The following is a 25,701-nucleotide window of genomic DNA, read 5'->3' on the forward strand; positions in this document are numbered from 1 at the left end:
GGGGCTACTCCTCCCGCAGGCGGGGATTGAAGATCTCGTCCATCGCGTCCACGATCAGCACGATGCCCAGGGTGAGCAACAGGATCGCGATCAGCGGGGCCAGCAGGTACGGCAGCGCGGCGGGAGTGGTGAGCGCCCCGCCGTTGAACACCGCGAGGTTCAGCATCACGCCCCAGTTGTTCGACTCGAACGGCAGCACGCCGAGGAAGAACAGGCCGACCTGGGCGTACACGGCGCCGGTGACGGCGATGAGCATGTTCATCGCGATGTAGGGCGCCATGCTCGGCAGCAGCTCGCGGCCGATGATGTGCCGGGTGGGCAGGCCGAGGCCGCGGGCGGCCTCGATGAAGCCGCGCTCGCGCAGCGACAGCGTCTGCGACCGCACGGCGCGGGCGATGCCGCCCCAGCCGAGCACCCCGAGCACCAGGCCCATCTCCAGCGGGCTCTCGAACTTCCACACCGTGGACAGCACGAGCAGCAGCGGCAGGCCGGGGATCGCGAGGTTCATGTCGGTCAGCCGCATCAGCAGCGTGTCCCACCGGCCGCGGTGGAAGCCCGCGACCAGCCCGATGAGCGTGCCGAGCGCGACCGTGATGACGGCGGTGGCCAGGCCGGTGAGCAGCACGTAGCGCGCGCCGGTGACGACGAGCGCGAGCACGTCGGTGCCCTCGAAGTCGGTGCCGAAGGGGTGGGCCAGGCTCGGCGGCGCGTACAGCGCGTTGTCGTCGCGCGGCAGCTGCGCGGGGTAGAGCAGCGGCCCGGCCAGGCCCATGACGGCGAACAGGGCGACGATGACCACCCCGGCCATGCGGCTGGGCTTGCGCCGTAGCACCCGCCATACCCCGCGCCAGAAGTTGCGCCGCAGCGTGGCCCGCGTTGTCCCGGCCGGCGCGGCCTCGGGGCTGATCGCCCCCTCCGGGTTGACGATGACGGTCATGCCGCGCCTCCGCTCCTGACCCGCGGGTCGATCACCGTGTACAGCAGGTCGGCGGCGATGTTGGCGACGACGATGCCCACCGTGATCACGAGGAACGTGCCGCCCATCAGCGCGTAGTCGCGGCTGCTGATGCTGTTGACGAGCAGCAGGCCGAGGCCCGGGTAGTTGAAGATCTCCTCGATGAAGATCGAGCCGCCGAACAGCATGCCGACCGACAGGGCGAGGATCGTGAACAGCGGCAGGATCGCGTTGCGCGCGAGATACCGGAACACGAAGCCGCGCCGCAGGCCGCGCAGCTCGGCCGCGAGGATGAAGTCGTCGCCGAGCACGGCGACCACGTTCGACTTCATCGCGAGGATCCACCCGCCGTAGCTGGCCAGCGTGTACGTGACGACCGGCAGCACGGCGTGGTGCACCAGCGAGCCGATGTAGCCGGCGTTGAAGCCGGGGACGAACTCGACGTCCACCGGCCCGCCCGACGGCATGATCGGCCAGAGCGTGGCGAAGACCGCGGTGAGCAGCAGGCCGATGACGTACACCGGCACGCCGTGCAGCAGCGAGCCGGACAGCGCGAGCGCGTCGCCCAGCTTGCCCGACCGCTTGATCGCGGCGTAGACGCCCATGGTGACGCCGAGCAGGAAGCTCAGCAGCGTGCCGGCGAGGACCGGCAGCACGGTCCACCGGGCCGCGTGCCCGATGAGCGTGGTCACCTCCACGCCGGGCGTGCTGAGCGAACGCCCGAGGTCGAGGTGGAGCAGCGAGCCCATGTAGCCGACGTACTGCTGCCACAGGTTGCCGGTGGGCAGGAAGCCGTACAGGACGGCGGTGGCCCGCTCGGCCTGCTCGGGCGACATGCCCTTCTGGATCAGGCTCTCGTACTGCCCGAGCACGGGGTTGCCGGGGATCTCCCGGATGATGACGAAGCTGATCGTGGCGACGACCCAGATCATCGCCAGGCCGCGGACCAGGTGGCCGCCGATCTTCCTGGCGATGGCGCCCAGCCGGGGACGCCCCGGAACGGCGTGCGTCATGCCTGCCCCTTCTCCGCTTTCCTGATCATCCCGAGCTGCATCCACACCCCGGACGACAGCCGCAGGGACTCGTCGTCGTCGGGCGGGAACGCGGTGTACCGGGAGGTGTTCACGAACTGGGTGTTCACGTAGTCCCAGAGCTGGACGACCGGAAGCTGCTCGTTGGCGACCTTGGCCAGGACGCCGACGATGCGCCGCTGCTCGTCGTGGGACGCGAAGTTCAGCGTGCTGGTCAGCTCGCCCGGGTCGACCGTGCCGGCGGCGCCGGCGTCGACCTTCTCCGGGCCGCCCATCCAGTTGCCCTCGGTGCCCGGCGCGACGTGCCGCAGCCTGCCGCCGAACATCTGCCAGCCGTTCGCCTGGCCGAACAGCCGCTGGAAGATGTTGTACGGCGAGGGGCCGAGGCCGATCAGCCAGAACCCGAGGTCGTACTTGCCGTCGGCCAGCTCACCGAGATAGAGCGTGTAGTCGGCGGCGGTGACCACGCTCGCGTCGATGCCGTGGTCGCTGAGCTGGCTGCTGATCGACTTGGCCGCGGCGACCCAGTCGGAGAACGACGCGGGCACGTGGATGCGGACCTTCCACGGGCTGCCGTCCGGCAGGGCCCAGTGGCCGCCCCGCTTGGTCATGCCGGCCGCCTTCAGCTCGGCGTCGGCCTTGCCGGGGTTCACGCGGTACTGCTCAAGGGTGTCGAACGCGTCGCCCAGCCAGGCCCGGGCCGCCTTGGCGTGGATGCCCGAGGTGGTGGCGGCGGGCGTGCCGCCCTCCGGGGAGGCGATCTTCGTGACCTGGGCGCGGTCGATCAGGTAGGCAATCGCCCGCCGCACGTGCACGTTGTCGTACGGCTTGCGCGACTGGTTGAACGCGAGGGAGACCGCCACGGGCGAGTAGCCCTTGACCACCTCGCTGCCCTTCGCGTCGCGGATCCGGTTCATGACGGCGGTGGGCACGGAGGTGAAGGGGGCGTTGTCCAGCCGGCCGGCGATCAGGTAGTTCCAGATCTGCTCGTTGCCGGTGTAGTTCAGGATCTTCACCTTGTCCGGCGCGATGTTCTGCCGGGCGTAGAAGTAGGGGTTGCGCTTGAGCAGCGCCGCGCCCGGGTTCACCCGCTCCAGCACGAACGGCCCGGCGGACACGTCGTGACCGGGGTTGAAGGCGATGACCTTCTCCGCCAGCCCGGTGATCTGGCTCTTCGCCTTCTCGGCCGACGCGCCCTGGCCGTGCTGGGCGACCTTGAGCGTCTGCCAGAAGTCCGCGGGCAGCAGCTTCCCGAAGACGTGCGCGGGCACGACCACGGTCGACAGCAGGTTGGCGAGGAACGTCGAGCTGCGGTTGGCGCCCTGCGTCACCCTCATCGTCGTGGGGTCGACGACCTGGATGTCGGCGGCGGCGCCCGCCGCCTTCGGGTCCAGCGCGTACGCCGTGCCGCCCTGGGTGTAGGCGAGACCGATCGAGACACGCACGTCCTCGCTGGTCACCGGCGTGCCGTCGGACCACTTGGCGTTCGGCTGCAGGTGGATCACGACCTCCGACCGGTCCGGGGACATGCTCCAGCTCTTGGCGATGGCCGGGTAGAACTGGTTGGGATCGGTGGGGTCGTTCTTGGGCCACGCCAGCGCCATGCCGTTGTATCCCGAGAAGACCGATCCGACGGGGTTGAACGGGTTGATCGGCGCGCTCGCGTTGATCTGCTTGCTGCCGTCGATCGTGGTGTACACGCCGCCGCCCTGCTGGGCGGTGTCCGTCGTCCCGGTAGTGCCGCAGGCGGTGGCTGTGACGATCGACGCCAGAGCCACGATCGCCGCGAGTCGCTTCATGGGCTGCTCCTGGTTCCCGATTGCCTGGACAATACGGGCGCGCTCGCGATGCCGTCAATTTTTTCCACGGGCAGAGGTGGTGATGGAGTTAATTTTTACCGTAGCCCGCTACCTGCGAAGACGTATCACGCGAGGGGTCGGCGGACCGGTCAGACGCCGCCGGTGAGCCAGCGGGCCGCCGCCCGCGCGGAGGCCGTGGAGTTGCCGTGGGTGGTGAGGTACAACCGCCCGGCGGGCGGCCCCGGCACCCCCGTCTCGACCACGACCGCGTCCGGGCGGGCCCGCAGCGCCTCGTCCAGAAGCCGCCGCATCCAGGCGTGCCGTACGGCGTCGTGGACCGCGATGACGAGCGGGCGCCCCGCCTCGCTCAGATCCGGCAGGTGCCCGTCGTCGTCCACTTCGGCCGTTACCGTCCCGGGCAGGATCTCCTCGATCGCCTGACCGAGTTTCAGCGGGGTCGCGCGGCCGACGGCCTGGCTGGGCCGCGCCGCCAGGTGCACCACCAGCGGCGCCTTCGTCAGCGGCGCCGCCTGCTCCGCCGGGGTCGCGCGCAGGGCGGCCGTCGCCGCCGCCAGGCCGAGGCCCTCGTCGGCGTCGCGGGCCACCGCGGCCCTGGCCTCGGCCCGCGCGTCGTACCACGCGGCCAGGTCCCGCACCCGGCCCGCCGCCTCGGCCAGGCGCTCCTCCGCCAGCCGTCCCTCGCGGACCGCGCCGCTGATCGCGTCGCGCAGCGCGTAGACGCTCTCCCCCCTGGCCGATGACACGCCGACGCAGATCGCGTCGGCCCCGGCGGCCAGCGCGCGGACCGCGATCTCGCCCGGCTCGTGCAGGGCGGCGACCGCGCGCATCTCGATCGCGTCGGTCACCACGAGCCCGTCGAACCCCAGCTCTTCGCGCAGCAGGCCGGTCAGCACCGCACGGCTCAGCGTAGCGGGGAGCGCGTCGACGGCGGGGACGAGCAGGTGACCGCACATCACGGCGCGCACGCCCGCCGCGATGGCGGCCCGGAACGGCGGCAGGTCGCGCCGCTCTATCACCTCGCGGGAGGCCCGTACGGCGGGCAGTGCCAGGTGGGAGTCGGTCACGGTGTCCCCGTGGCCGGGGAAGTGCTTGGCGCAGGCGGCCACCCCCGCGCTCTGCAGCCCCTCGATCCACGCGGCGCCGTGGCGGCCGACCTCCTCGGGGTCGGAGCCGAAGGAACGCACGCCGATGACGGGGTTGCGGGGGTCGGCGTTGACGTCCACCACGGGGGCGTAGTCGAGGGTGACGCCGGCGGCGGCGACCATCCGGCCGATCTGCCGCGCCACCCGGCGGGTCAGCGACTCGTCACCGGCGACGCCCAGCGCCAGGTTGCCCGGCCAAGAGCTGCCGGTGGCGGCCTCCAGCCGGGTGACGGCGCCGCCCTCCTCGTCCACGGCGACGACCACGTCCGGCCGTTCCCGGCGCAGCTCGGCGACCAGGGCGGCGGTCCTGTCGAGACCGGCGACGTTGCGGGCGAACAGGACCACGCCGCCCAGGCCCTCGCCGAGCGCCCGCCGCAGCCAGGCGGGCGGCTCCGTGCCCTCGAAACCGGGCTGGAGCACGGCCATCGCCATCCGGTCCAGCTCGCCGCCGCTCAGCCCCATGGGCCCCCCTGCTCGATCAGCACGCGGTGCGCCTCGGCGGCACGCGGGTCGCCGGGCAGGGCGGCCCGCACCGCGAGCGCGGCGGCCCCCGCCGCGTTGTCCCCGGCGCGCACCAGCACGGCCCGCCTGCCCAGCTCGGCACGAACCAGATGGGCGAGCTCGGTCGGCTCGGTCAGCAGCGACCCCGCGAGCACCAGCGGCCCCGCGCCTATCTGGTCCGGGCCGCGCTCCGCCTGGGTGCCCCGTTCACGGGCGCCCTCCCCCAGGACGACGCCTGCCGTGCGGCACAGCCTGCGGGCCGCCTCCGCGACGATGCCGCGCGCCACCTCGTCGCCCTCGCGGGCGGCGGCGTCCACCACGGGCGCGAGCGTGCCCAGCCAGGCGGGCCCCGACTCGGCGACCCGCGCGTACACGGCCGCGATCAGGGCCTGGGTGAGCGCGGGCCCGTCGTCCTCGCCGGCCGCCCCCGCCCCCAGGACGGCCTCGGCGACCCGGACGACCAGCAGCGTGGGCGCGCCCCGGCCGTCGATCGCGTTCAGCGCCGCGGCGGCGGCCCGGCGGCCCAGCCACACGCCCGAGCCCTCGTCGCCCAGGAGCCAGCCCAGGCCGTCGGCCCGCCGTACGATGCGGCGGTCGCGGATGCGGGCGCCGATCGCGCCGGTGCCGGCCACCAGGACCGCGCCGTCCGGTTGATCGGTGGCGCCGGTGAAGGCGACGAGCACGTCGGCGACCACCGCCGGGCGCCCGGCGAGCCCGGCCTCCCGCCAGGCCCGCTCCGCGGGCTCCGCGGCGCGGGCGGCTCCGGCCAGGCCGAACACGCCGCCGGCGACCCGTGCGGGGTCCAGGCCCTCCAGCGCGCCGAGCAGCGCGGCGCGCAGGTTGGCGGCCGGGTCGGGGACCGAGATCGCGTTGGCGCCGCCGGCCCGTCCCCGCCCGGCGATCTCGCCCGACTCGGTGACCACGACGCAGCGCGTGCTGGTGCCTCCCCCGTCCACGCCGACGAACAGAGCCCCCACGGCCGCTCCTTTGTAGATACCTTCCATCAACCTATAAGGCGATGGAAATCTTCTACAACGGCCACCGGCCGGACGGGATGCCCGATTATTTCCTGCTGTCGGTGAGATCGACGAGTGCGGTGGCCGCCCGGAAGAACTTGTTGCGTCCGAGATCCCCGACGGTCTTGATGTGGAAGGCCTTCTTCAACAGCTCCGCGTCCTCCGCGCTCACCCCGGCCAGCGCGTCCACCGGCGCCTTGATGATCTCGTCCAGGGTCTTGTCCTCGTACTCGCGGTCGAGCAGCTTCGCCAGGTCCGCCGATACAGCCATGGTTCCCCCCATCGAACACGCCCCCGATATCTCTTGAAGTGCCCAAACGGCACATTTCCTATGCCGCCGCGAGCACGAAGCTCGCATAGTCCCACAGGCGGTCCGCCGCGTCCGGATCGAGCGCGTGGGCCGCCACGCCGCCGACGATCCCGGGGGCGGCGGGCGGGGCCTCCTGGTTGTCCTCGAAGTAGCGGCCGGTCACGCCTTCCACCAGGGGCGAGGCCGCCAGCAGCACCGATGCCGCCGCGCCCTGGGCGACCGTCTTGAGGTAGAGCTGAGGGATGATCTCGCCGTCTTCGTCGATCGCGCCCATCTCGCGCATCGCCGCTTCGTCGAGGTGGCGCTGGAGGTTCGTCATGATCCAGCCGGGGTTGAGCGCGTTCGCCGTGATTCCGTCGGCCGCCCACCGGCGCGCACCCACCGCAAGCAGGACGTCCGCCGTCTTGGACTGCCCGTAGGCCGTCCACGGGTGGTACGGCCGGCGCTCGAACTGCGGGTCGTCGAAGTCGAACGGCGTGTCGCGATGGGCGCCGGAGCTGACGACGACGATCCGCGCCCGGCCCGCCGCCCGCAGACTGCCGTACAGGCCCACGGCGAGGGCGAAATGTCCGAGGTAGTTCGTCGCGAGCTGCATCTCCCAGCCTTGCGCGGTAACCTCGCGCACCGGGATCGCCATGACCCCGGCGTTGGCGACCAGCACGTCGAGCGGGCCGCGCCAGTCTCGTGCGAACGCCGCGACCGACGACAGATCGGCCAGGTCGAGCGCGGCGGACCGCACGGTTCCGGGCCCGTCGGCGAAGGTCGCGGCGATCCGCGCCGCGGCGGCCGGGTCGCGGGTGGCGATGGTGACCTCCGCGCCGGCCGCGGCCAGGACGCGGACGGTTTCGGTCCCGATGCCGGAGGCGCCGCCGGTGACGACGACGCGCCGCCCGGACAGATCCACCCCCTCGACGACCTCGGCGGCCGTGGCGTGGGAGTGGAACGGAGTCGTGAGACGAGTCTGGTCGCTGTTCATGAGGCCACGCTAAGAGACCCTATGCGGACTATCTATACTAGAAAGTCCGTAAAACTTCATCGATCGTCCAGTCGACCCGATCGCCGCGAGGGAAGCCAATGGATCCGCTCGAAGACGTGCTCGCGCTGCTGGGCACCCGGGCACACCTGTCCACGGGGATGACGGCGGGCGGCAGCTGGGCGGTGCGCTTCGAGCCGCCGGACGGCGTGAAGTTCAACAGCATCCGGCGCGGCCGGTGCCTCCTGGGTGTCGAGGGCCTCACCGCGCCGATCCCTCTGGCGGAGGGCGACTGCTTCCTGCTCACGCACCCCCTCGCCTTCACTCTCTCCAGCGACCCCCACACCGTCCCGGTCGACGCCGAGCCCTTGTGGAGCGCCGCCCGGGGCCGCCTCCCCCACGTCGGCGACGGTGTGGACACGTTGATCACGGGCGGCCGCTTCTCGTTCGGCGACCGCGCGCGCGAGCTGCTGCTCGACGGGCTGCCGCCGGTCATCCACGTGCCCGCGGAAACCGGCGAGGCGAGCGCGGTGCGGTGGGCCCTCGGTCAGATCGACGCCGAGCTGCGGGGGCGTCCGATCGGCTCGACGCTCGTGGCCGAGCATCTCGCCGTGGTCATGCTCATCCACGTGCTGCGTCTGCATCTCGCCCGCGAGCCCCGCGCGGTGTCGGGCTGGCTCGCCGGTCTCGCCGACCCCGTGGTCGCGGCGGCACTGCGGTCCATGCACTCCCGGCCCGCCCACCCGTGGACCGTCGCGGAGCTGGCACGGGCCGGTGCGGTGTCCCGATCCACCCTCGCCGCGCGGTTCAAGGACACGGTCGGTCTCGGTCCCCTGGACTACCTCACCCGATGGCGGATCGAGCTCGCTTCCCGGCGCCTGCGCATGGGCGACGACACGCTCGCCACGATCGCCCTCGCCGTGGGCTACGGCTCGGAAAGCGCCCTGAGCACCGCGTTCAAGCGGATCACCGGCCTCTCGCCGCGCGAGTATCGCCGGCGGCGTGCGGGCACGGCCCTTGTCTCTGCGGCCGTCGCGGCGTCCCCGAGCCCGGCGTCGCAGGCCGGCGGTTGAACCGGCGTCGCCGCGGGCGCGGCGGCCGAGGAGCCGGACGTCCGCGAGCGACACGGCGTCCCGGAACGGGGACCGGGCACCCGGCATGCCATATTGGCTGTGCCATGCCGGTGACATCGCCTCTCCGCCTCGCCCGAGCCGCCGCCTTCACCGCGGTGTGCCTCGGTCTGGGCGTGGTGGCGCACCTGTTCAGCGGTGGCGTGGTCGCCCCCGGCGCGCTGGCGCTGGGCCTGCCGGCGGTCTTCGCCGCCGCGCTGCCCCTGTCCGGCAGGGAACGGACGCTGCGCGCGATCCTGCCCCTGCTCGCGGCCCTGCAGGTCGCGCTGCACGTATTGTTCGCCCTGTCGGCCCCGTCGTCGTCCGCCTCGCATGTCCTGGCCGGGCATGCCATGGCCGGGCACGCGCATGCCGGGCCGGGCTTCGGAATGCTGCTCGGCCACGGCTGGGCGGTGGTGCTGACGGCTCTGTGGCTCGCGAGGGGCGAGGCCGCCCTCTGGGCGCTGCTGCGGCGGCTCGCCGTACGGCTCACGCGGATCGCGGCCGATCCGGCTCCGCCGGTGTTCGCGCTGCCCGCGTCGCCGCATCCTGACGGGGCGCGGCTGCCGCGCTCCGTCGCGCCGCTGCACTGTGTCACCCGACGCGGCCCACCCCGCCTTCTCCAGCCGTCCGCCTGAGACGGCGCCTCTCACTCCGCTCCCGGCCGTGTACGGCCCTGCGAGCGTTGTCGATGCTCTTTTCCGGCGGAGCATGCCCGCGCGCATGCCCCGATCTGCGGCCGTGGCGGCCGGTCCCGCCTCGCTGCCCCCGCCTCGCCGGGGACGGCCCGCGGGGGCCGCCTCGCATGCCCGGGAACGCCGCCCGCGTGCCCGCCGGACGACCGAGAGAAGGCTTTCGCATGACCATCACCATCGTTAACCGCGTGCTCCCGGCGGCACTGGCCGCACTCCTGGCCGCCGGGGCCTGTGCCGCGCCGTCCGGCACCACCACCGGCGCCGCCTCCCCGGCCGCGGCGCAGGCCCCCGCCTCCGCGGCGGCCGCCCCGCTGTCGATCAGCGACCCGTGGGTGAAGACGGCCCGCTCCGGCATGAGCGCCGCCTTCGCCACGCTCGTCAACACCACCGGCGAGGCGGTGACCGTCGTCGCGGCGAGCACTCCTGTCTCCCCGTCCGTGGAGCTGCACGAGGTCGTCGGAGACGGCGGCACCACGACCATGCGCCGCAAGCAGGGCGGGTTCGTGATCCCCGCCGGTGGCCGGCACGTGCTCCAGCCCGGCGGCGACCACATCATGCTCATGAACGTGCGCACGGCCGTCGAGCCCGGCGCGGAGGTGCCCTTCACGCTCACCCTGAAGGACGGCAGGACGGTGTCCTTCACCGCGGTGGCCAAAGACTTCGCCGGCGCCAACGAGTCCTACGCCCCTCATGAGTGAGAGCGGACACCCGGCGGGACGGCGGCTGACCCGGCGCGGCCTGCTCGCGGGAGGGGCGGTCGCCGCCGCGGCGGCGGCGTGCGCCCCGGCCTCCGCCGCACCGGATACGGCGGGGCGCGCATCGGCCGGGCCCGCGCCCCTCCCCGGCGGTGACGCCGTCGAACCCTTCCACGGCGTCCATCAGGCGGGCGTCGCGACGTCTCCGCAGACGTTCGCGGTGTTCGCCGGGTTCGACCTGCGGCCGGGGACCGGCCGTGCGGCGCTCGCGCGCCTGATGCGGCTGCTGACCGACGACGCGCGGCGGCTCACCCGGGGCGAGCCCGCGCTCGCCGACACCGACGCCGAGCTCGCACTCCTGCCCGCGCGGCTCACCGTCACCTTCGGGTTCGGCGCCGGGCTGTTCGAGGCGGCGGGGGCCGGGCATCTCGCCCCGCGGCCGCTGCCGGCGTTCAAGGTCGACGCCCTCCAGCACGGCTGGAGCGGCGGCGACCTGCTGGTCCAGGTGTGCGCGGACGACCGCGTCACGCTGGCGCACGCGCTGCGCGTGCTCGTCAGGGACGCCCGTTCCTTCGCCACCGTGCGCTGGACCCAGCACGGATTCCGGCAGAGCCCGCAGGTGCGCGCGCCGGGGACGACCCAGCGCAACCTGATGGGCCAGCTCGACGGCACCGTCAACCCCCGGCCGGGGTCGGCGGACTTCGAGCGGGCCGTGTGGGTGCGCGACGGGTGGCTGCGCGGGGGCACCACACTGGTGCTCCGCCGCATCCGGATGGACCTGGAGAAGTGGGACGCCGCGGACCGGGCGGCCAAGGAGTTCAGCGTCGGGCGGCGGCTGGACACCGGTGCGCCGCTGACCGGCCGGGCCGAGACCGACGAGCCCGACTTCGCCGCGCTCGGCCCGTCGGGCCTGCCGGTGATCTCCGAGTACGCGCACATCCGCCGCGCCCGGGTGGCCGACCCGGGCATGCGCATCCTGCGCCGGGCCTACAACTACGAGGACGGCCTCAGCCCGGATGGACGGCCGGACGCCGGCCTGTTGTTCGCGTCCTACCAGGCCGACGTGGCGCGGCAGTTCGTCCCGATCCAGCAGCGCCTCGCGGAGGTGGACCTGCTCAACCAGTGGATCACCCCCATCGGGTCGGCCGTCTTCGCCGTACCGCCCGGGTGTTCCCCGTACGGCTGGATCGGCGAGGGCCTCCTGTCCTGACCGCCGTGCCTCCCGGCGGGCCCGGCGGTGCGCTCGAACGGTGCACAGAGGAGAGGGAGCACCAAGAAGAGGGAGCCCCTTCCGGGCCGCGTGACCCGGAAGGGGCTCCCGATAGAGGCGGGGCGGCTCAGCCGCGCGAGCGGCGCAGGGCGGTGATGCCCGCCCCGGCCCCGACCAGGCCGGCGACGAGGCCGAGGCCGCCGAGCACCAGGGCCGGGGTGGTGTTCCCGCCCTCGTGATCGTCGTCGCTCGCCGCGGCCGCCACCGTGGGGGCGGCGGCAGGCGATGCCGGGGCGGCGCCGTGCTGGTCGTCCTCCCCCTCCTCGGCGGCGACGAGTTTGAGCGTCGGCGCGGGGTGTTCGGGCTCGGACCCGTCGGCCTTCGGCGCGTCCGCCCACTTGACGACCTCACCGTTGGAGTAGGTCTGCGCCGTGGGGAACGCGAGGGCGTCCACGTTCTTCGGCAGCGGGCCGACCGACGCCTCGAACTCCTGGAACTGGCCGGACTCGATCTTCCCGCCGGACCAGGTGATCTTCAGCACCGACTCGGTGATCTTGTCGCCGTCGTCGGAGACGACGGGCTTGGGCAGCTTGCCCCGGGTGAGCTTGACGTCCCAGCCGGGAACCGGCCGGACCGAGACGAACGGCAGCGGATGGTCGGTGGGGAACTCGACCTCCACCTTGGTGGTCGAGGCGCTGTCGCGCTCGTTGGGGACCCGGAAGGCGATCTTTGTCCAGGAGCCCTGCACGGCGGTCCCGGGGTTGACGGTGACGTGGGCGAGGGCGGGCACGGCGAGACCGATGGTGAGCGCGAGGACACCGGCGGTGACGGTGGCCGCACGACGGACATACGAGGTCATGGGGGTTCTCCAGTGGTCTGCGAGATTACGGAGGCGCGCGAGCATGGCCCTATAGGGACAAGCAGGTCCCATGGGGAGAGATGCGCCGCTCGCGCGTGAAGCTCAGAAGACCAGGAGAACCGGCGGCCCGCGGCGGACGACCGCGTGCCGCAGCACGCCCGCGGTGCGCGGAGCGCGCTCGGAGTTCCGCACCGCGCGCCGGCGTGGATGTCCGGTGCCCGTGAGATCGGCCCCCCGCAGCGCGAGCAGCGCACGCACCAGCACGGCCACCGCCCGCAGGCAGCGGACCGCCCCGGCGCCGATCGCGCGCAGCACGGACCACAGGGCCTCCTCGCCGCGCGCCAGCCACAATCCGGTGAGGGTCGCCGCGGTGAGGTGGGCGGTGAACATGCCGGTCTGCGTGCTCAGGCCGCCGTGCCAGGTGGGGTGTGACATCGCGGCGGACCCCGCGGCGTCGAGGAGAAAGTGCAGGAACACCTGCGCGCCGGCCAGCAGACCGACGATCGCCTGGGGCGACCGTTCCCGGCCCGCCGCGACGGCCGCGCCTGCCGTCACCGTGAGCACTCCCGTGAGGAGCGCGGCGGGCGTCGGCCCGCCTCCGCCGGCGAACCGGTGCGCGCCGACGGCGAGGAGCACGCAGACGGCGGAGAAGGCGGCCGACCGCGCGAGCCTGAAGGAGAGCGTGGCGCGCATGACGCCGGGATTGTCTCACACCCCGGCGATCTCGGCCGGTCCGCCGCCGATCTTCACACCCACCCTGGCGGCGCGCCGTGACGGCGTCGGCCGAGGGGCCGCTCTGCGGCGGCCCGCCGCTGCCGCGCACGGCCTTCGCCGGGACGGATCGTGCCGTCCCGGCAAAGGGCATGCGCAGAGAGGTCAGACGCGGGTCCAGCGCTGGTTGACCTGGCCGTTGCAGGTCCAGATGATGACCTTGGTGCCGTTGGCGGTGCCGTTGTTGTAGGCGTCCAGGCACTTGTTCGCGCCGACGGCGGTGATGGTGCCGTCGGAGTTGAGGCGCCACTTCTGGTTGTTCTGGCCGTTGCAGTCCCAGATGATCACGCTGGCGCCGTCGGCCGTGGCGCCGCCGTTGACGTCCAGGCACTTGGTGCCGTAGACCCGCAGCTCACCCGAGGCCGTCGGCGTCCACTGCTGGTTGGCCTGCCCGTTGCAGTCCCACAGCTGCACCTGGGCGCCGTTGGTCTGGGAGACGCCGGTGACATCCAGGCATCGGCCCGACCCCACACCCTTGATCGCGCTCGTGGTGCCGGAAGTGGGTGACGGACTGGCGGACGGACTGGCGGACGGACTGGCGGACGGACTGGCGGACGGAGTGGCGCCGCTCCCTGTGACGGTGAGAAGGACCGCTTCGCGGGCGGGCACGGTCACGGTGTAGCCACCGTCGAACGTCCCGGCGTCGGTCCCCGTCCACAGGTTCCGTACGGTCGCCGGCCCGGCGAGGCCGAGGTCGGACCAGCGGGCGGTGATGGCGGCGGACGAGGTGGTCCGGTTGAGCAGGAGCACCGCGCGCCGGCCGGTCCCCGACAACACCTTGGAATACACCTGGCGGCCGCTCAGATCCTCGGCCACCTTCACCCCCTGCCGCCCGAGAGGGTCCTGGTCGACCGCCAGCACCTCCCGATTGGTGAGGATCGCCCTGGTCTCGGCGCTCATCGTGGCGAGGTTGTTGCCGGCCAGCAGCGGCGCCCCCGAGATCGCCCACAGGCCCATGTGCGTACGGTTCTGCGCGGCCGAGAAGCCGTTCATTCCGACGACGAGCATGTCAGGGTCGTTGTAGTGTCCCGGGCTCTGGGCGGCGGGATGCTGGGCGGAGTCGAAGTTGGCCAGCACCCGGTCCATCGACGCGCTCTGTCCCCAGTAGATGATGTCGCCGCTGGTCCGCCACATGGTGGACATGCTCGGCGCCCAGTCCCAGGGGCTCTGGACACCCCAGTTGCACACCGACAGCACCATCGGCCGCCCGGTCTGCGCCGTGGCCCGGTCTATCGCGTCGCTGATCGCCTGGTAGGCGGTGCGAGGGTTGAGACCCTCGGCGCTCCCCCCGCACCAGTCGACCTTCACGAAGTCGAAGCCCCACCGCGAGAACTGCAGGAAGTCCTGGTCGTAGTGGCCCTCGCTGCCGCTGTTCGGCGCGGCCGGACGGCCGGTCGGGTAGTAGTAGCCGCATCCGTTCCGACCGGCGTCTGTGTAGATGCCCGCCTTCAGACCCTTGCTGTGGATATAGTCGGCGATCGCCTTCATCCCGCCCGGCCACTCCGCCGTGTCGACCGTGATGTTGCCGGACGCGTCACGCGTTCCCTGCCACCAGCCCTCGTCGATGTTGACGTACTGGTAACCGGCGTCCTTCATCCCGGAGGACACCATCGCGTCCGTCTGAGCCTTGATCACGTTGTAGTTGATCTGGGCCGCGAAGGTGTTCCACGACGCCCAGCCCATCGGCGGAGTCGTCACCGCCGCCACGGCCGCGGCGGCGACCGTTCTCGTCGTGGCGGCCGCGGCGCCGTCCGCGGCCGCCCACCCCGCCGGCACCACTGTCACGATCGCGAGGTGCACGGCGGCGACCAGGCGCCATAGCCGCCGAAGGCGGGGGGAACGACCACCCACGGTGTGCCCGGGGGGCCGTCGCCGGCCAGGCCCGCATAGTCGCATTCGTTTCTCCTTCTGATAGGGGGCCCTCGATAGGTGCGGGCACGGCCGATCTCCGGAGAAGGAGGCCGGCGGATCCCGCGTCCAGGTCGAGCGGGCATGGCGGTAGGACAAGGAGGAAGCCGGAGATACCCGCGAGATTCACTGCGTGGCGGATCGCCGGACGCGGCGCGACCGACGTCACCGCCGGCCCCTGCCGCTCATCACCGACCCCGACAGGAAGAAGCCGAACGCGAAATCAGTGTCGAAACCACCGTGAGATGTGTCAAGACCGTTGAGCGAATCGTTTCGCGCGGCATTTCCATCGTGCGGCCCAGGTGTCCGACGAACCCGCACCTCACCGCGTGCGCCCCCGACGTGTGAAACTTTCAGCGTGGTCCGCCACCCAGGAGAGGAGATGAGCGCCCCGGTGCCCGGGAATCGCGGAGGCAGCCCTGACCCGGGCTCTTGACAGCGCTCGCCGCGTCGTATTTGCTCCGCTGCACCACCGCCCTTGAGTCACTCCCGGAAGGAGAACCTCTCCGCCATTCGATTGTTAGCGCTAACAATCTCGCGCAGAACCATCTGAAGGAAGACCTGACCGTTCCGCGACCGCGCAGCTCGCGTCCGACCCCGTGAGAGAGCGCGATCACATTTGGCTTCCCCACGCGGCTCACACCTGACAGGAGGAGAAAGAACATGTCGGCACGTCGACGCTGACACGCTCGGCCGGCCCTTGCGCCGATCTTCCCCACGACGCGAGTGGCCACGCCATGTCGGCATCGGCCCCGGAAGGGGCCGATGCACGTTTCAGCCGGACGCCGAGGCGATGGCGATCCTGTCGAGGGGGCTCCCGCTGAGGACGCCCCTTCCGTCATACTCGCAAGCGATCAACGGTGCCGAGCCGAGGACGCCGACGATGACATCTCCCCAGCGCCACCGCGGCGTGGTCGTCCCCGCCGTCGCCGCGGCGGCGTTCGCCGTACTGGCGCTCGCCCTGTGGTTCGGGGGCGGCAGACCGCAACCGGCGATCCAGGGCCTGCCCTCCCCCGGCGCCCTGACCACCTGGGGCCTGCCGGTCGCACGCCTCGTCCACGACGTCTGCGCCGCCGCCACCGTCGGGGTCCTGCTTGCGGCCGTCGTGCTGGCCCCCGCGAGCGGCCGGATCGTCGTGCGGGCGGCCGGGGCCTGGGCGCTCGGCTGGGCGGCGAGCGCGGCGGTCACCGAGGTCCTGACGCTGTCGGACTTCCTCGGGCTGCCGCCGGGCGACGCGCTGCGCTCCGGCGCGCTGCCCGCCTTCCTCTTCCACATCCCGCAGGGTCAGGCGTTCCTCACGGTGACGCTCGCGGCCCTGGCGGTCGCCGCCGGGTCGCCGCTCCTGCCGAACGGCCCCCTGCTCCGGCTCACGCTGCTCGCGGTGGCGCTCCTCGCGGTGCTGCCCCCGGCGTACGTGGGCCACTCCGCCTCGGCCGCCGACCACAACCTCGCCGTCCTCAGCCTGATGGCGCACGTGGCGGCCGTCGCGCTGTGGACCGGCGGCCTGTACGCCCTCGTGGCGCACCTGCGCGCCGCGCCCGGGCTCACCGTCGCCGTGCGCCGCTTCAGCACGCTCGCGCTCGGCTGCTTCGCCGCCGTCGGGGCGTCCGGCGCACTCAACGCCTGGGTGAGGCTCGGCTCGCTGCCCCTGCTCTGGCAGTCGAGGTACGGCCTGCTCGTGCTGGCCAAGATCGCCGCGCTGGCGGTGCTCGGCTGGTTCGGGTGGCGGCACCGGCGCAGGACCATCGAGGCGATGGACACCGGCGGAGCCCGCGCGCCGTTCCTCCGCCTCGCCTGCGGCGAGATCGCGGTGATGGCCGGCGCGCTGGGCCTGGCCGTGGCGCTGGGACGCACGCCCCCGCCGCCCACGGAGACGGCCGCGCACCAGCACGACGCGCTGGGGTACACCCTGCCTCCCCTCACCCCGGGCGCGCTCGTCACCGAGGTGCGGCCCGACCCGATCGCGCTGCTCCTGCTGGCCGCCGCCCTCGCCGCGTACCTGTCCGGCGTACGGCGGCTGTCGCGCGCTCCGGGGGACGGCGAGGGGTGGCCGGCCTGGCGGACCGCCTCCTGGCTGGCCGGGCTGGCCGTGCTCGGCTACGCCACCTCGGGAGGTGTGGCGGCGTACGCGCCCGCGCTGTTCTCGGCGCACGCGGCGCAGTACGCGCTGCTCGGCGCCGTGGGTCCCGTCCTGCTCGTGTTCGGCGCTCCAGTGACGTTGTGGCGGCGGGCCCGTCCGGACGCGGATCCCGTCGGCGGTCCCGCCGGCCGCGCGCTGTCCCATCCGGTGACGGCGCTGGCCCTGTACGCGCTGCCGTATCCGGAGCTGTACCTGACCGGACTGTTCGGATACGCCCAGCCGAGCCTCGCCCTGCGGCTGGCGGCGCAGACGGTGGTGACGGTCACCGCCGTGCTGTTCCTCGCGGTGGCCGCCGGCGTGGACCCGCTCCCGCGCGCGATCCGGCCCCAGGTCCGCGCCTGGATGCTCGCCGGGGCGATCGCCGTACGCGCGTGGACGGGCCTGGTGGTGCTGGCGGGGCCGCCGCAGGCACAGGAGTGGTACGCGGCGCTCGGGCTGCCGTCGGCGCCGGACCGGGCGGCCGACCAGCGGCTGGGGGCGCTGCTCGGCACCGGCGTGACCGTCGCCGTCCTCGCGGGCCTGCTCGCGCTGCTGCTCGCCCGCTGGCGCGCGGCGCGGCGCAGGACCGTCGCGGCCGCCCGCTCAGCGAGGTCCGTGGGCGCCCGCTGACCGGGCCGCCCATGCGATCCGTTCAGTCGGCGGCCGGAAATCCGGTGGTCAGCGGCGGCCGCGCGGGGCGTCGTCGCGGTCCCTGCGCACGATCGGCTTCTTGCCCTTGATCGTGGTGCGGCGCAGCGCCGACACCACCTCGTCCACGGCGCCGTCCGGGATCTCGACCAGGGTGAACCGGTCGGCGATCTCGATCGCCCCGATCTCACGCCCGCTGACCCGGGTCTCCCCGGTGATCGCGCCGACGATGTCCTGGGGGCGCACGCCCGCGCTGCGGCCCGCGCCGACGAAGACACGGCTCATCGCGCCGCCGCCGCGCCGCCCGCGCCGGTCGTCGCGGCCGTGCCTGTCGTCGCGCGGCCCGCGCTCGGGCCGCTGGGCGCGCGGCGCGACCTCGGGGATCTCCTCCTCGTCGGCGGCGGCGCCGGTGGACTCGTGGGCGAGCTTGACCGCCGCGAGCGCGATGGCGACCAGGTCGAACTCGTCGGCGAGCGTCTCGACCACCACACGGAAGCGGTCGAGGTCGCCGTCCTCCATCAGGCTCTCCTGCAGCGCGGCCCGGGTCAGCTCCAGGCGCCGGGCGCGCAGGTCGGCGACCGTCGGCACCTTCTCGACCGTGATCCTGCTGCGGGTGACGCGCTCGATGGTCTTGAGCATGCGGTGCTCGCGCGGCTCGGCGAGCGTGATCGCGACGCCCTCGCGACCGGCCCGGCCCACCCGGCCGATGCGGTGCACGTACGACTCGGGGGCGGACGGCACGTCGTAGTTGATGACGTGGGTGAGCTGCTCGATGTCGAGGCCGCGGGCGGCCACGTCGGTCGCGACGAGCAGGTCGGCGGTCCCGCTCCGCAGCCGGCTCATGACCCGGTCGCGCTGCTCCTGGCCCATGCCGCCGTGCAGGGCCTCGGCGCGGTAACCCCGGCCGTTCATGGTCTCGGTGAGCTGGTCGACCTCCTCACGGGTGCGGCAGAAGACGATCGCCGCGGTGGGGGCCTCCACGTCGAGCACCCGGCCCAGCGCCGCCGGCTTGTAGGCCCGCGACACGATGTAGGCGCTCTGCCGGATGAGCGGCGCCTCGCCGGCGGCGGGCGCCTCCCGCTCGATCCTGATCCGCACCGGCTGGCGCAGGTGGCGCCGGGCGATCCCGTCGATGCGCGGCGGCATGGTCGCGGAGAACAGCACGGTCTGCCGGTCCTCCGGGGTGTCCTGGAGGATCGCCTCGATGTCGTCGGCGAAGCCCATGTCGAGCATCTCGTCGGCCTCGTCGAGGACAATCATCCGCAGGCCCTTCAGCGGCAGGGTGCCCCTGCCGATGTGGTCGAGCGCCCGTCCCGGCGTGGCGACGACGACGTCCACGCCACGCTCCAGCGCCCGCAGCTGCCGCCCGATCGGCTGGCCGCCGTAGATGGGCAGCACTCGAGCGCCGAGGTCGCGGCCGTAGCGGTGCATGGCCTCCGAGACCTGGACGGCCAGCTCACGGGTCGGCACGAGCACGAGCCCGGCGGGCTCCCCGCCGCCGTCCTCCGCGCCCAGCGGATGGGCGCCGTGCAGCCGCTGGAGCATGGGCAGGGCGAACGCGGCCGTCTTACCCGTGCCGGTCGCGGCCTGCCCGAGGAGGTCGCGGCCCTCCAGCAGCGGCGGGATGGCCTCCCGCTGGATCGGCGTGGGCTCCTCGTAGCCGAGACCGGTCAGGGCCTTGAGGAGCTCGGGGCCCAGCGCCAGATCGGCGAATCCGGGTCCTTCATCGATCTCGTTCACGACCATGTCCTGCTCCTGGTCCTGCTCCTGGTCCCGGCTGTGGCGGGGCGAATGTGCACGGGACGACCCTATGGTCTTTCCGCCCTTACCCCGAACGCCGCCCCCGGCACGCGACGCGCTCCTCCCCCTGGCCCCTGTGGCGTACGCGTCTCCTGCCGAGGTCGGAGCAGAGGTTTACATCCGAAGTAGGTCGACGTGACCGCCCCGGCAAGGAAGCCTGGAAAGGGTCCCCGAGGAGCAGGAGGCTCCATGGAAGGAAAGGCACGGTTGACACGGTGGGCGGGCGGGGCCGCGGTCGCCCTCGCCGCCGTCCTTCTCGTCGCGTCGTGCGGCGACGCGGCACCCGGGCGCACTTCCGGCGCCGCGGGCGCACCCGCCGCGCAGACCGGCCACGCCGGTCACGCGGGCCACGCCGCGGCCCAGCCGCCGCCGACGGCGCCGCTGCGGCCTGGCGAACGGTTCATGACGCTGACGGTCCCGGAGCCCTACCGGCCCTCGGCGCCCTCGGGCGGCACCGACGAGTACCGCTGCTTCCTGGTCGATCCCGGGCTCACGGGGCCCGCGTTCCTGACCGGCAGCCGGTTCCTGCCGCAGAACACCGACATCGTGCACCACGCGATCATCTTCCGGGTCGGCCCCAAGGAGGCGGAGGCGGCGCGCAGGGCCGACGCCGCGACCCCGGGCGAGGGCTGGACCTGCTTCGGCGACGCCGGTATCGAGAACGGCGCGTGGGTCGGCTCCTGGGCCCCCGGGGTCGACGAGACCCTGCTGCGGCAGAAGGTCGGGTATCCCCTCCCGGCAGGCAGCCAGATGGTGCTGCAGATCCACTACAACCTGCTGGGCGGCGCGGGCGGCACGGACAGGTCCGGCATCCGGCTGCGGCTCGCCGACGATGCGAGCGGCCGGGCCCCTCTGGAGACGGGCTTGATCGCGGGGCCGATCGAACTGCCCTGCACGGCCGAGGAGTCGGGGCCGCTGTGCGAGCGTAAGGCGGCCGTCGAGGACGTGGCCCACCGGTTCGGCGAGCAGGCGCGCCAGATGGTCGACGGCCTGACCCGGATGTGCGGGCGGGGCGAGCCTCCGCGGCCGCGCTCCACACAGCACTGCGACATGCCCATCCGGGAGGACGCGACGCTGTACGCCGTCGCCGGGCACATGCACCTGCTCGGCCGCTCCATCCGGATCGACCTCAACCCCGGCAAGCCGGACGCGAGGACTCTGCTCGACATCCCCGCGTACAACTTCGACGACCAGGCGATCCGCCCGCTGGCCCAGCCGCTGGAGATCAAGGCGGGCGACACCCTCCGGGTGACCTGCACGCACGACGCGGGGCTGCGCGCGATGCTGCCCGCGCTGCACGGGTCGCCGCCCCGCTACGTGGTCTGGGGTGAGGGAACCAGCGACGAGATGTGCCTGGGCCTGCTCGTGTGGTCGCCTCAGGCGCGATCCGGGACATAACGTGTGATCGTGGATCTTCGGGAGCTGAGACGGGCCAGGTTCGCGGTGTCGGTCACCTTCGCCCTGCACGGGGCGGTGACCGGCGGCTTCGCCTCCCGCATCCCCTGGATCCAGGATCACGTCGGGGCTGGGCCCGGCCAGCTCGGGCTCGCCCTGCTCGCGCCCGCGGTCGGCTCCATCCTCGCGATGCCGACCGCCGGGCGCCTCACGCACCGGTTCGGCGGGCGGGCCGTCACCCGCGTCTCGATCGGCCTGTGGTGCCTGGTCCTCGTCCTGCCCCCGCTGGCGCCGAACCTGCCTCTGCTGTGCGCGGCGCTCATGCTGTACGGCGCGGTGGCCGGCATCGGCGACGTCGCGATGAACGCCCAGGGGGTGGTGGTCGAGCAGCGGCTCGGCCGTTCGATCATGTCCGGGCTGCACGGCATGTGGAGCGTGGGGACGCTCGCGGGCGGCGCGGTGGGCACGCTGGCGGCGAGCGCGGGCCTCGACGCCCGGCTCCATCTGGGCGGGACGACGGTCGTGCTGTTTCTCGTGGCCCTGGCCGTGGGCCCGCTGCTGCTCGACGTGCGGGCGGGCGAGGACGAGCCCGCTCCGCCCCATTTCGTGCTCCCGCCGCGCGAAGTGCTGCTCATCGGGCTGGTGGGCTTCTGCTCGGTGTTCGGCGAGGCCGCCGCCCAGGACTGGTGCGCGGTCTACCTCCGGCAGGTCGCGGGCGCGTCCCAGGCGGTGGGCGCGGCGGCGTACACGGCCTTCGCCTGCATGATGGCCGCGGGCCGGTTGTGCGGCGACGCGGTGGTGCGGCGGCTGGGGCCGGTGGTGACCGTGCGCGGCGGCGGGGCGCTGGCGGCGCTCGGCGGGCTGCTCGTCGTGGTCTCCCGGGCCCCGGTGCCGGCGATCGCCGGGTTCATGCTGATCGGCGTGGGGATCGCGGTGGTCATCCCGCTGGTGTTCGCGGCGGCGGGCAACGCCGCGCCCTCACCGAGCGAGGGCGTCGCGGGCGCGGCCACGGTCAGCTACGCGTCGGGGTTCGTCGCGCCGAGCGCCATCGGCGGTATCGCCACGCTGGCCGGGCTGCCCGCCTCGTTCGCGCTGGTCACCGTGTTGCTGCTGGCGGTGCTGCTGGGCGCGGGCAGGCTCGCGCCCTCGGCCGGGATCGCGCGTCAGGAGACGCGGCCGACCCCGCACAGGAAGTAGTTCTTGACCGCCAGCAGGCGTGGGTCGAACGCCTCGTGCTCGGGCCGCCACTGGTGCAGGTTGACCACACCGGGATCGACCAGGTCGAGCCCCTCGAAGAACGGCGTGATCTCGTCCGACTGCCTGGCCACGAACTGCGCGGACGCGCCCTGGTAGACCTGCTCGACGGCGGGCGCCCGCTCCGGGCGCTCGTCCACCGCGACGTGCGAGATGGCCAGGTAGCTGCCGGGTGCGAGCGCCTGGCGGATCTCTTCGATCAGGCGGCGGGGCTGGTCGGAGTCGGGCAGGAAGTGGACGATCGCGAGCAGCAGCACGGCGACCGGCCGGTCGAGGTCCAGGTGGCCCCGCACCTCGGGATGGGACAGGATCTCCTCCGGCCGCCGCAGGTCGCCCTCCACGACCCGCACCTGCGGGCTGCCGGCGAGCAGCGCGCGGGCGTGCGCGAGCACCTGCCGGTCGTTGTCGACGTACACCGTCGTGGAGCCGGGCGCGTGCTCGGCCGCCACCTGGTGGACGTTGCGCTGGGTGGGCAGGCCCGCGCCGATGTCGAGGAACTGCCGGATGCCCTGGCCGGCGAGGAACCGCACGGCGCGGACGAGGAACTCCCGGTTCTCCCTGATCCCCAGGGGGATCTCCGGCACGTGTCGCAGCACCTGCTCGGCCGCCGCCCGGTCGGCGGGGAAGTTGTCCTTGCCCCCGAGGAAGTAGTCGTACATCCGGGCCGCGTTGGGCACATTCGGATCGAAGCCGGGCCCCATCGTCACCGGTTCCATGACGCCTCCCCCTGATCATCGTCGACGCGGGCGATCCTAACCCGTTGCCCGCGATGCACCTCATCCATAGAGGAATGCGACATTTCCCAAAGATCGACGCGTGCCGATGTCATGATCGTTCCATGACACCCCTGCGCCGTGTGCTGGGCGCATACCTCGCCGACGGCGTCACCCGTGCCAACATGTGGGCCCTGCTGGCGCTGGCCACGGCCGGCACGGCGGTGATCTCCTTCCTGCCGTCGGCCCAGCCGCACATCCTCACCGCGATCCTGGGGCTGCCCGAGTCACGGCAGGGCACGGTCGTCGGGCTGCTCAACACGGCCGCCGAACTCGCCATGGTCGCGAGCCTCGCGTGGTATGGCGCGCTGGCCGACCGGTTCGGGCGCAGGGTGATCGTGGTCTCCGGCCTGGTGCTGTGCGCCGCCGGCACCGCGCTGTTCCCGTTCGCGGCCGACACGGCCGTGCTGGCCGTGCTGCGGGTGGTGTTCGGCCTGGGCGTCGCGGCGATCAACGCGATGCTGTCGACGATCGCGATCGACTACGTGCGCAGCAGGTCGCGCGGGGCGTCGTACGGGCTCATCGGCTTCTTCGGCGGCCTCGGCGCGCTGGTCGCCGTGCTGGTCCTGGTGCGGCTGCCGCAGACGCTGGAGGCGGGCGGGATGGCGCCGGTGCAGGCGGCCCGCACGGCGTTCCTGCTGATCGCCGCGGGCATCCTGGTCACGGCGGGCCTGCTGTGGCTGACGCTGTCGCCGGTGCGGCCGGTCGCCGCCGAGCGCGTGCCGCTGGTCCGGCTGGTGCGCGAGGGCGTGGCCCTCGTCCGCGACCCGGGAGTGGCACTCTCGTACGCGGCGTCGTTCGTGGCACGGGCCGACCTCGCCATCGTGGTCGCCTTCATGTCGTTGTGGATCAAAAACCACGGGACCGAGCACGGCGGGCTGTCGGGTGCGGAGGCGCTCGCCAAGGCGGGCGCCGTGGTGGGCATCTCGCAGATGGTCGCGTTGCTGTGCGCGCCGGTGTTCGGCTGGCTGGGCGACCGGATGCGACGCCAGGATCTGGTCGTCGTGGCACAGGTGGTCGCCGCTCTCGCCTACCTGTCGACGCTGCTCGTCTCCGATCCTCTCGGCCCGGGCATGATGCCGGTCGCCGTGTTGATCGGGGTGGGAGAGATCGCCGCCATCACCACGGCGGGCCCGCTGCTCGCGCAGCAGGCGCCGGCTGCGGTGCGGGGCTCGGCGTTCGGCGTCCACACGCTCTGCGGCGCGGCCGGGGTGATGATCATCTCGGCGCTCGGCGGGGCGCTGTTCGACGCGTGGCGCCCCGCGGGGCCGTTCGTCGTGGCCGGCGTCTTCAGCCTGGCGGTCGCGTGCTTCGGCCTGGCCGTACGGCGGCGGGTGACGGCCAGGGCCGAGGCCGACGTCGCAGGGGAGGCCGTCCCGGCGGCCTGACACCGGCCGGGCCCGTCGTGAGGGTCTCCGTCGTGAGGGTCCGGGAGCCTGCTCTGCGCGACAGGCGACGGCCGAGGGACTGGGCCGGGCGCTCGACGGCGCGGTAGGTCAGCGCGGAGCAGGCGAGCACCACCGCGAGCAGCAGGACGGCCATGCCCAGGCGTTCGGGGAGGGAGAACCGGCCCGGGTCCGTCGTCAGCCGCCGGAGCACCTGCACGGCGAGGGGATGCAGCAGGTAGACGGAGTAGCTGATCAGGCCGAGCCACACGAGGGCGCGGGGCATCGGCCGGTGCCGCAGAAGACGGGCGGCCAGGAAGGTGGCCCATGCCGCGGCGACGGCCGTGGACCAGCCTCTGGTGAACGCCAGCGCCTGGTCGTCGGGCATGCCCCAGCCGGGACCGAAGGCCCACGCGGCGCCGATGGACGCGACCGGCACGCACACCAGCGCCCATCCGCTCTTCTTCCAGCGCAGTTGTCCCCGGTCGAGCCGGTGGAGCACGGTGCCGGCGAACATCGTCGCGAGGATGGCGAGACTCTGCCACGCCCCGATCCGGCTGTTGACGCCGAGCAGCACAAGAGCCAGCACGGCCGCGGCAGCGGTGCCGCACGCGCGCAGCCGCCCGCGACATGCCAGCGACGCGGCCGCCGCGAGCAACACGACCGCAGTGACCACCACGACCTGGGCGGTGCCCGCGCCACGCGACAGCGCGCCCGCCGGAAGCAGTCCGCCCACGGTGAGAGCCGCCGCGGCGAAGGCGAGCATGCCCGTGGTGCCGGCGCGTCGCGCGCCCGCCGCGAACATCGCCGTCACGAGCAGATAGAAGACCATTTCGTACGACAACGTCCAGAACACGTTGACGACGCTGACCACCTGAAGAAGGTCCTGCAGCATCGTCAGGTGCGCCAGGGCCGAGATGCCCGGATTGTCGGCCAGCTGATCCGGCAGCGCCGTGTACACGCCCTGGACGCCGAACACCGTCCCGGCCGCGGCGGCGACGAACCACAGGGGATACAGGCGGAAGACCCGGTTGATCCAGAACCCGCCGACGCTGCCCCGCCGCTCCAGCGAGACCGGCACCACGTAGCCGCTGACGAGGAAGAACACGAGCACGCCGTAGTGGCCGAAGTTGAACCACTGGCCGGCGCCCGCGCGCACCTCGGGAAACAGCGCGTCAAGGGAGTGCTCGAAGACCACGACGAGCGCGGCCATGCCGCGCAACGCGTCCAGCCATCCCTGCCGCGGGGCCGGCGACGGCGGCTGCGGCCGCGCCGGTAACGCCTCCTCCCTGACACCGCTCCGGCTCTTTTCCACAACATCGACGAACATCC

The 25,701-nt window shown here is 73.2% G+C and carries 21 protein-coding genes; 8 read left to right on the forward strand and 13 right to left on the reverse strand.

Features of this window, described 5'->3' with window-relative positions; translation table 11 throughout:
* Nucleotides 1-4: 4 nt before the first annotated feature.
* The 7 genes from FH610_RS34365 to FH610_RS34395 all read right to left on the reverse strand — a co-directional run bounded on the left by FH610_RS34365 (nucleotide 5) and on the right by FH610_RS34395 (nucleotide 7,751).
* Nucleotides 5-937 carry an ABC transporter permease gene (locus FH610_RS34365; RefSeq protein WP_139579406.1) on the reverse strand — a complete coding sequence of 311 codons (933 nt, stop codon included), beginning with the start codon at nucleotides 935-937 and terminating at the stop codon, nucleotides 5-7.
* A complete protein-coding gene (locus tag FH610_RS34370) occupies nucleotides 934-1,968 on the reverse strand; it encodes an ABC transporter permease (RefSeq protein ID WP_139579407.1) in 1,035 nt (344 codons plus the stop codon). Before FH610_RS34370 ends, FH610_RS34365 begins: the two co-directional genes overlap by 4 nt.
* Nucleotides 1,965-3,785 (reverse strand): ABC transporter substrate-binding protein, encoded by a 1,821-nt coding sequence (locus tag FH610_RS34375; protein WP_139579408.1) that lies wholly within the window; start codon nucleotides 3,783-3,785, stop codon nucleotides 1,965-1,967. The genes FH610_RS34370 and FH610_RS34375 overlap by 4 nt, the downstream gene beginning before the upstream one ends.
* A gap of 149 nt (nucleotides 3,786-3,934) precedes the next feature.
* Nucleotides 3,935-5,410, reverse strand: coding sequence for a glycoside hydrolase family 3 protein (locus tag FH610_RS34380; RefSeq protein ID WP_139579409.1), 1,476 nt, complete (start codon nucleotides 5,408-5,410; stop codon nucleotides 3,935-3,937).
* Nucleotides 5,401-6,426, reverse strand: a complete 1,026-nt coding sequence (locus FH610_RS34385) for an N-acetylglucosamine kinase (protein WP_139579410.1) — start codon at nucleotides 6,424-6,426, stop codon at nucleotides 5,401-5,403. The genes FH610_RS34380 and FH610_RS34385 overlap by 10 nt, the downstream gene beginning before the upstream one ends.
* An 85-nt stretch (nucleotides 6,427-6,511) precedes the next feature.
* The gene (locus tag FH610_RS34390; protein WP_139579411.1) at nucleotides 6,512-6,736 is read right to left on the reverse strand and encodes a hypothetical protein; all 225 of its coding nucleotides are present in this window, start codon (nucleotides 6,734-6,736) and stop codon (nucleotides 6,512-6,514) included.
* A 58-nt stretch (nucleotides 6,737-6,794) separates the two neighbouring features.
* Nucleotides 6,795-7,751 (reverse strand): SDR family NAD(P)-dependent oxidoreductase, encoded by a 957-nt coding sequence (locus tag FH610_RS34395; protein WP_139579412.1) that lies wholly within the window; start codon nucleotides 7,749-7,751, stop codon nucleotides 6,795-6,797.
* 98 nt (nucleotides 7,752-7,849) lie between these two features.
* Between FH610_RS34395 and FH610_RS34400 the strand changes: the two genes are divergently transcribed.
* The 4 genes from FH610_RS34400 (at nucleotide 7,850) to FH610_RS34415 (ending at nucleotide 11,457) form a co-directional block, all read left to right on the forward strand.
* Complete coding sequence (locus FH610_RS34400; protein ID WP_139579413.1) at nucleotides 7,850-8,821, forward strand: AraC family transcriptional regulator; 972 nt, start codon at nucleotides 7,850-7,852, stop codon at nucleotides 8,819-8,821.
* Nucleotides 8,822-8,931: 110 nt separating this feature from the next.
* The gene (locus FH610_RS34405; protein WP_139579414.1) at nucleotides 8,932-9,495 is read left to right on the forward strand and encodes an MFS transporter; all 564 of its coding nucleotides are present in this window, start codon (nucleotides 8,932-8,934) and stop codon (nucleotides 9,493-9,495) included.
* Nucleotides 9,496-9,716: 221 nt separating this feature from the next.
* The gene (locus tag FH610_RS34410; protein ID WP_139579415.1) at nucleotides 9,717-10,250 is read left to right on the forward strand and encodes a copper chaperone PCu(A)C; all 534 of its coding nucleotides are present in this window, start codon (nucleotides 9,717-9,719) and stop codon (nucleotides 10,248-10,250) included.
* Nucleotides 10,243-11,457 (forward strand): Dyp-type peroxidase, encoded by a 1,215-nt coding sequence (locus FH610_RS34415; RefSeq protein ID WP_139579416.1) that lies wholly within the window; start codon nucleotides 10,243-10,245, stop codon nucleotides 11,455-11,457. The genes FH610_RS34410 and FH610_RS34415 overlap by 8 nt, the downstream gene beginning before the upstream one ends.
* A 127-nt stretch (nucleotides 11,458-11,584) precedes the next feature.
* Here the strand turns inward: FH610_RS34415 and FH610_RS34420 are convergent, their stop codons facing one another.
* The 3 genes from FH610_RS34420 to FH610_RS34430 all read right to left on the reverse strand — a co-directional run bounded on the left by FH610_RS34420 (nucleotide 11,585) and on the right by FH610_RS34430 (nucleotide 14,872).
* Nucleotides 11,585-12,316, reverse strand: coding sequence for a YcnI family copper-binding membrane protein (locus FH610_RS34420; protein WP_139579417.1), 732 nt, complete (start codon nucleotides 12,314-12,316; stop codon nucleotides 11,585-11,587).
* Nucleotides 12,317-12,418: 102 nt separating this feature from the next.
* Nucleotides 12,419-13,009, reverse strand: coding sequence for an MFS transporter (locus FH610_RS34425; RefSeq protein ID WP_139579418.1), 591 nt, complete (start codon nucleotides 13,007-13,009; stop codon nucleotides 12,419-12,421).
* 183 nt (nucleotides 13,010-13,192) lie between these two features.
* Complete coding sequence (locus FH610_RS34430) at nucleotides 13,193-14,872, reverse strand: glycoside hydrolase family 27 protein (protein WP_240809371.1); 1,680 nt, start codon at nucleotides 14,870-14,872, stop codon at nucleotides 13,193-13,195.
* A 1,006-nt stretch (nucleotides 14,873-15,878) separates the two neighbouring features.
* On the opposite strand from FH610_RS34430, the gene FH610_RS34435 reads away from it, so the two are divergent.
* Entirely contained in the window at nucleotides 15,879-17,744 is a 1,866-nt protein-coding gene (locus FH610_RS34435) for a bifunctional copper resistance protein CopD/cytochrome c oxidase assembly protein (protein ID WP_139579420.1), read from the forward strand.
* A gap of 48 nt (nucleotides 17,745-17,792) precedes the next feature.
* On the opposite strand, the gene FH610_RS34440 is transcribed toward FH610_RS34435, so the two are convergent.
* The gene (locus tag FH610_RS34440; RefSeq protein ID WP_139579421.1) at nucleotides 17,793-19,508 is read right to left on the reverse strand and encodes a DEAD/DEAH box helicase; all 1,716 of its coding nucleotides are present in this window, start codon (nucleotides 19,506-19,508) and stop codon (nucleotides 17,793-17,795) included.
* Nucleotides 19,509-19,751: 243 nt separating this feature from the next.
* Between FH610_RS34440 and FH610_RS34445 the strand changes: the two genes are divergently transcribed.
* Together FH610_RS34445 and FH610_RS34450 are read left to right on the forward strand one after the other, a co-directional pair.
* Nucleotides 19,752-20,960: a monooxygenase gene (locus FH610_RS34445; protein WP_139579422.1), complete on the forward strand. Its 1,209-nt coding sequence runs from the start codon at nucleotides 19,752-19,754 to the stop codon at nucleotides 20,958-20,960.
* A gap of 9 nt (nucleotides 20,961-20,969) precedes the next feature.
* Nucleotides 20,970-22,154, forward strand: a complete 1,185-nt coding sequence (locus FH610_RS34450; RefSeq protein ID WP_205826276.1) for an MFS transporter — start codon at nucleotides 20,970-20,972, stop codon at nucleotides 22,152-22,154.
* Here the strand turns inward: FH610_RS34450 and FH610_RS34455 are convergent.
* Nucleotides 22,121-22,927: an SAM-dependent methyltransferase gene (locus FH610_RS34455; RefSeq protein ID WP_139579424.1), complete on the reverse strand. Its 807-nt coding sequence runs from the start codon at nucleotides 22,925-22,927 to the stop codon at nucleotides 22,121-22,123. The genes FH610_RS34450 and FH610_RS34455 overlap by 34 nt on opposite strands.
* A 122-nt stretch (nucleotides 22,928-23,049) precedes the next feature.
* On the opposite strand from FH610_RS34455, the gene FH610_RS34460 reads away from it, so the two are divergent.
* Complete coding sequence (locus FH610_RS34460; RefSeq protein ID WP_161628145.1) at nucleotides 23,050-24,372, forward strand: MFS transporter; 1,323 nt, start codon at nucleotides 23,050-23,052, stop codon at nucleotides 24,370-24,372.
* Here FH610_RS34460 and FH610_RS34465 read toward each other — a convergent pair.
* Entirely contained in the window at nucleotides 24,275-25,699 is a 1,425-nt protein-coding gene (locus FH610_RS34465) for an acyltransferase family protein (RefSeq protein ID WP_139579426.1), read from the reverse strand. The genes FH610_RS34460 and FH610_RS34465 overlap by 98 nt on opposite strands.
* Nucleotides 25,700-25,701: the final 2 nt, after the last annotated feature.

The sequence above is a fragment of the Microbispora catharanthi genome (genome assembly GCF_006334915.2).
GTDB lineage: Bacteria > Actinomycetota > Actinomycetes > Streptosporangiales > Streptosporangiaceae > Microbispora > Microbispora catharanthi.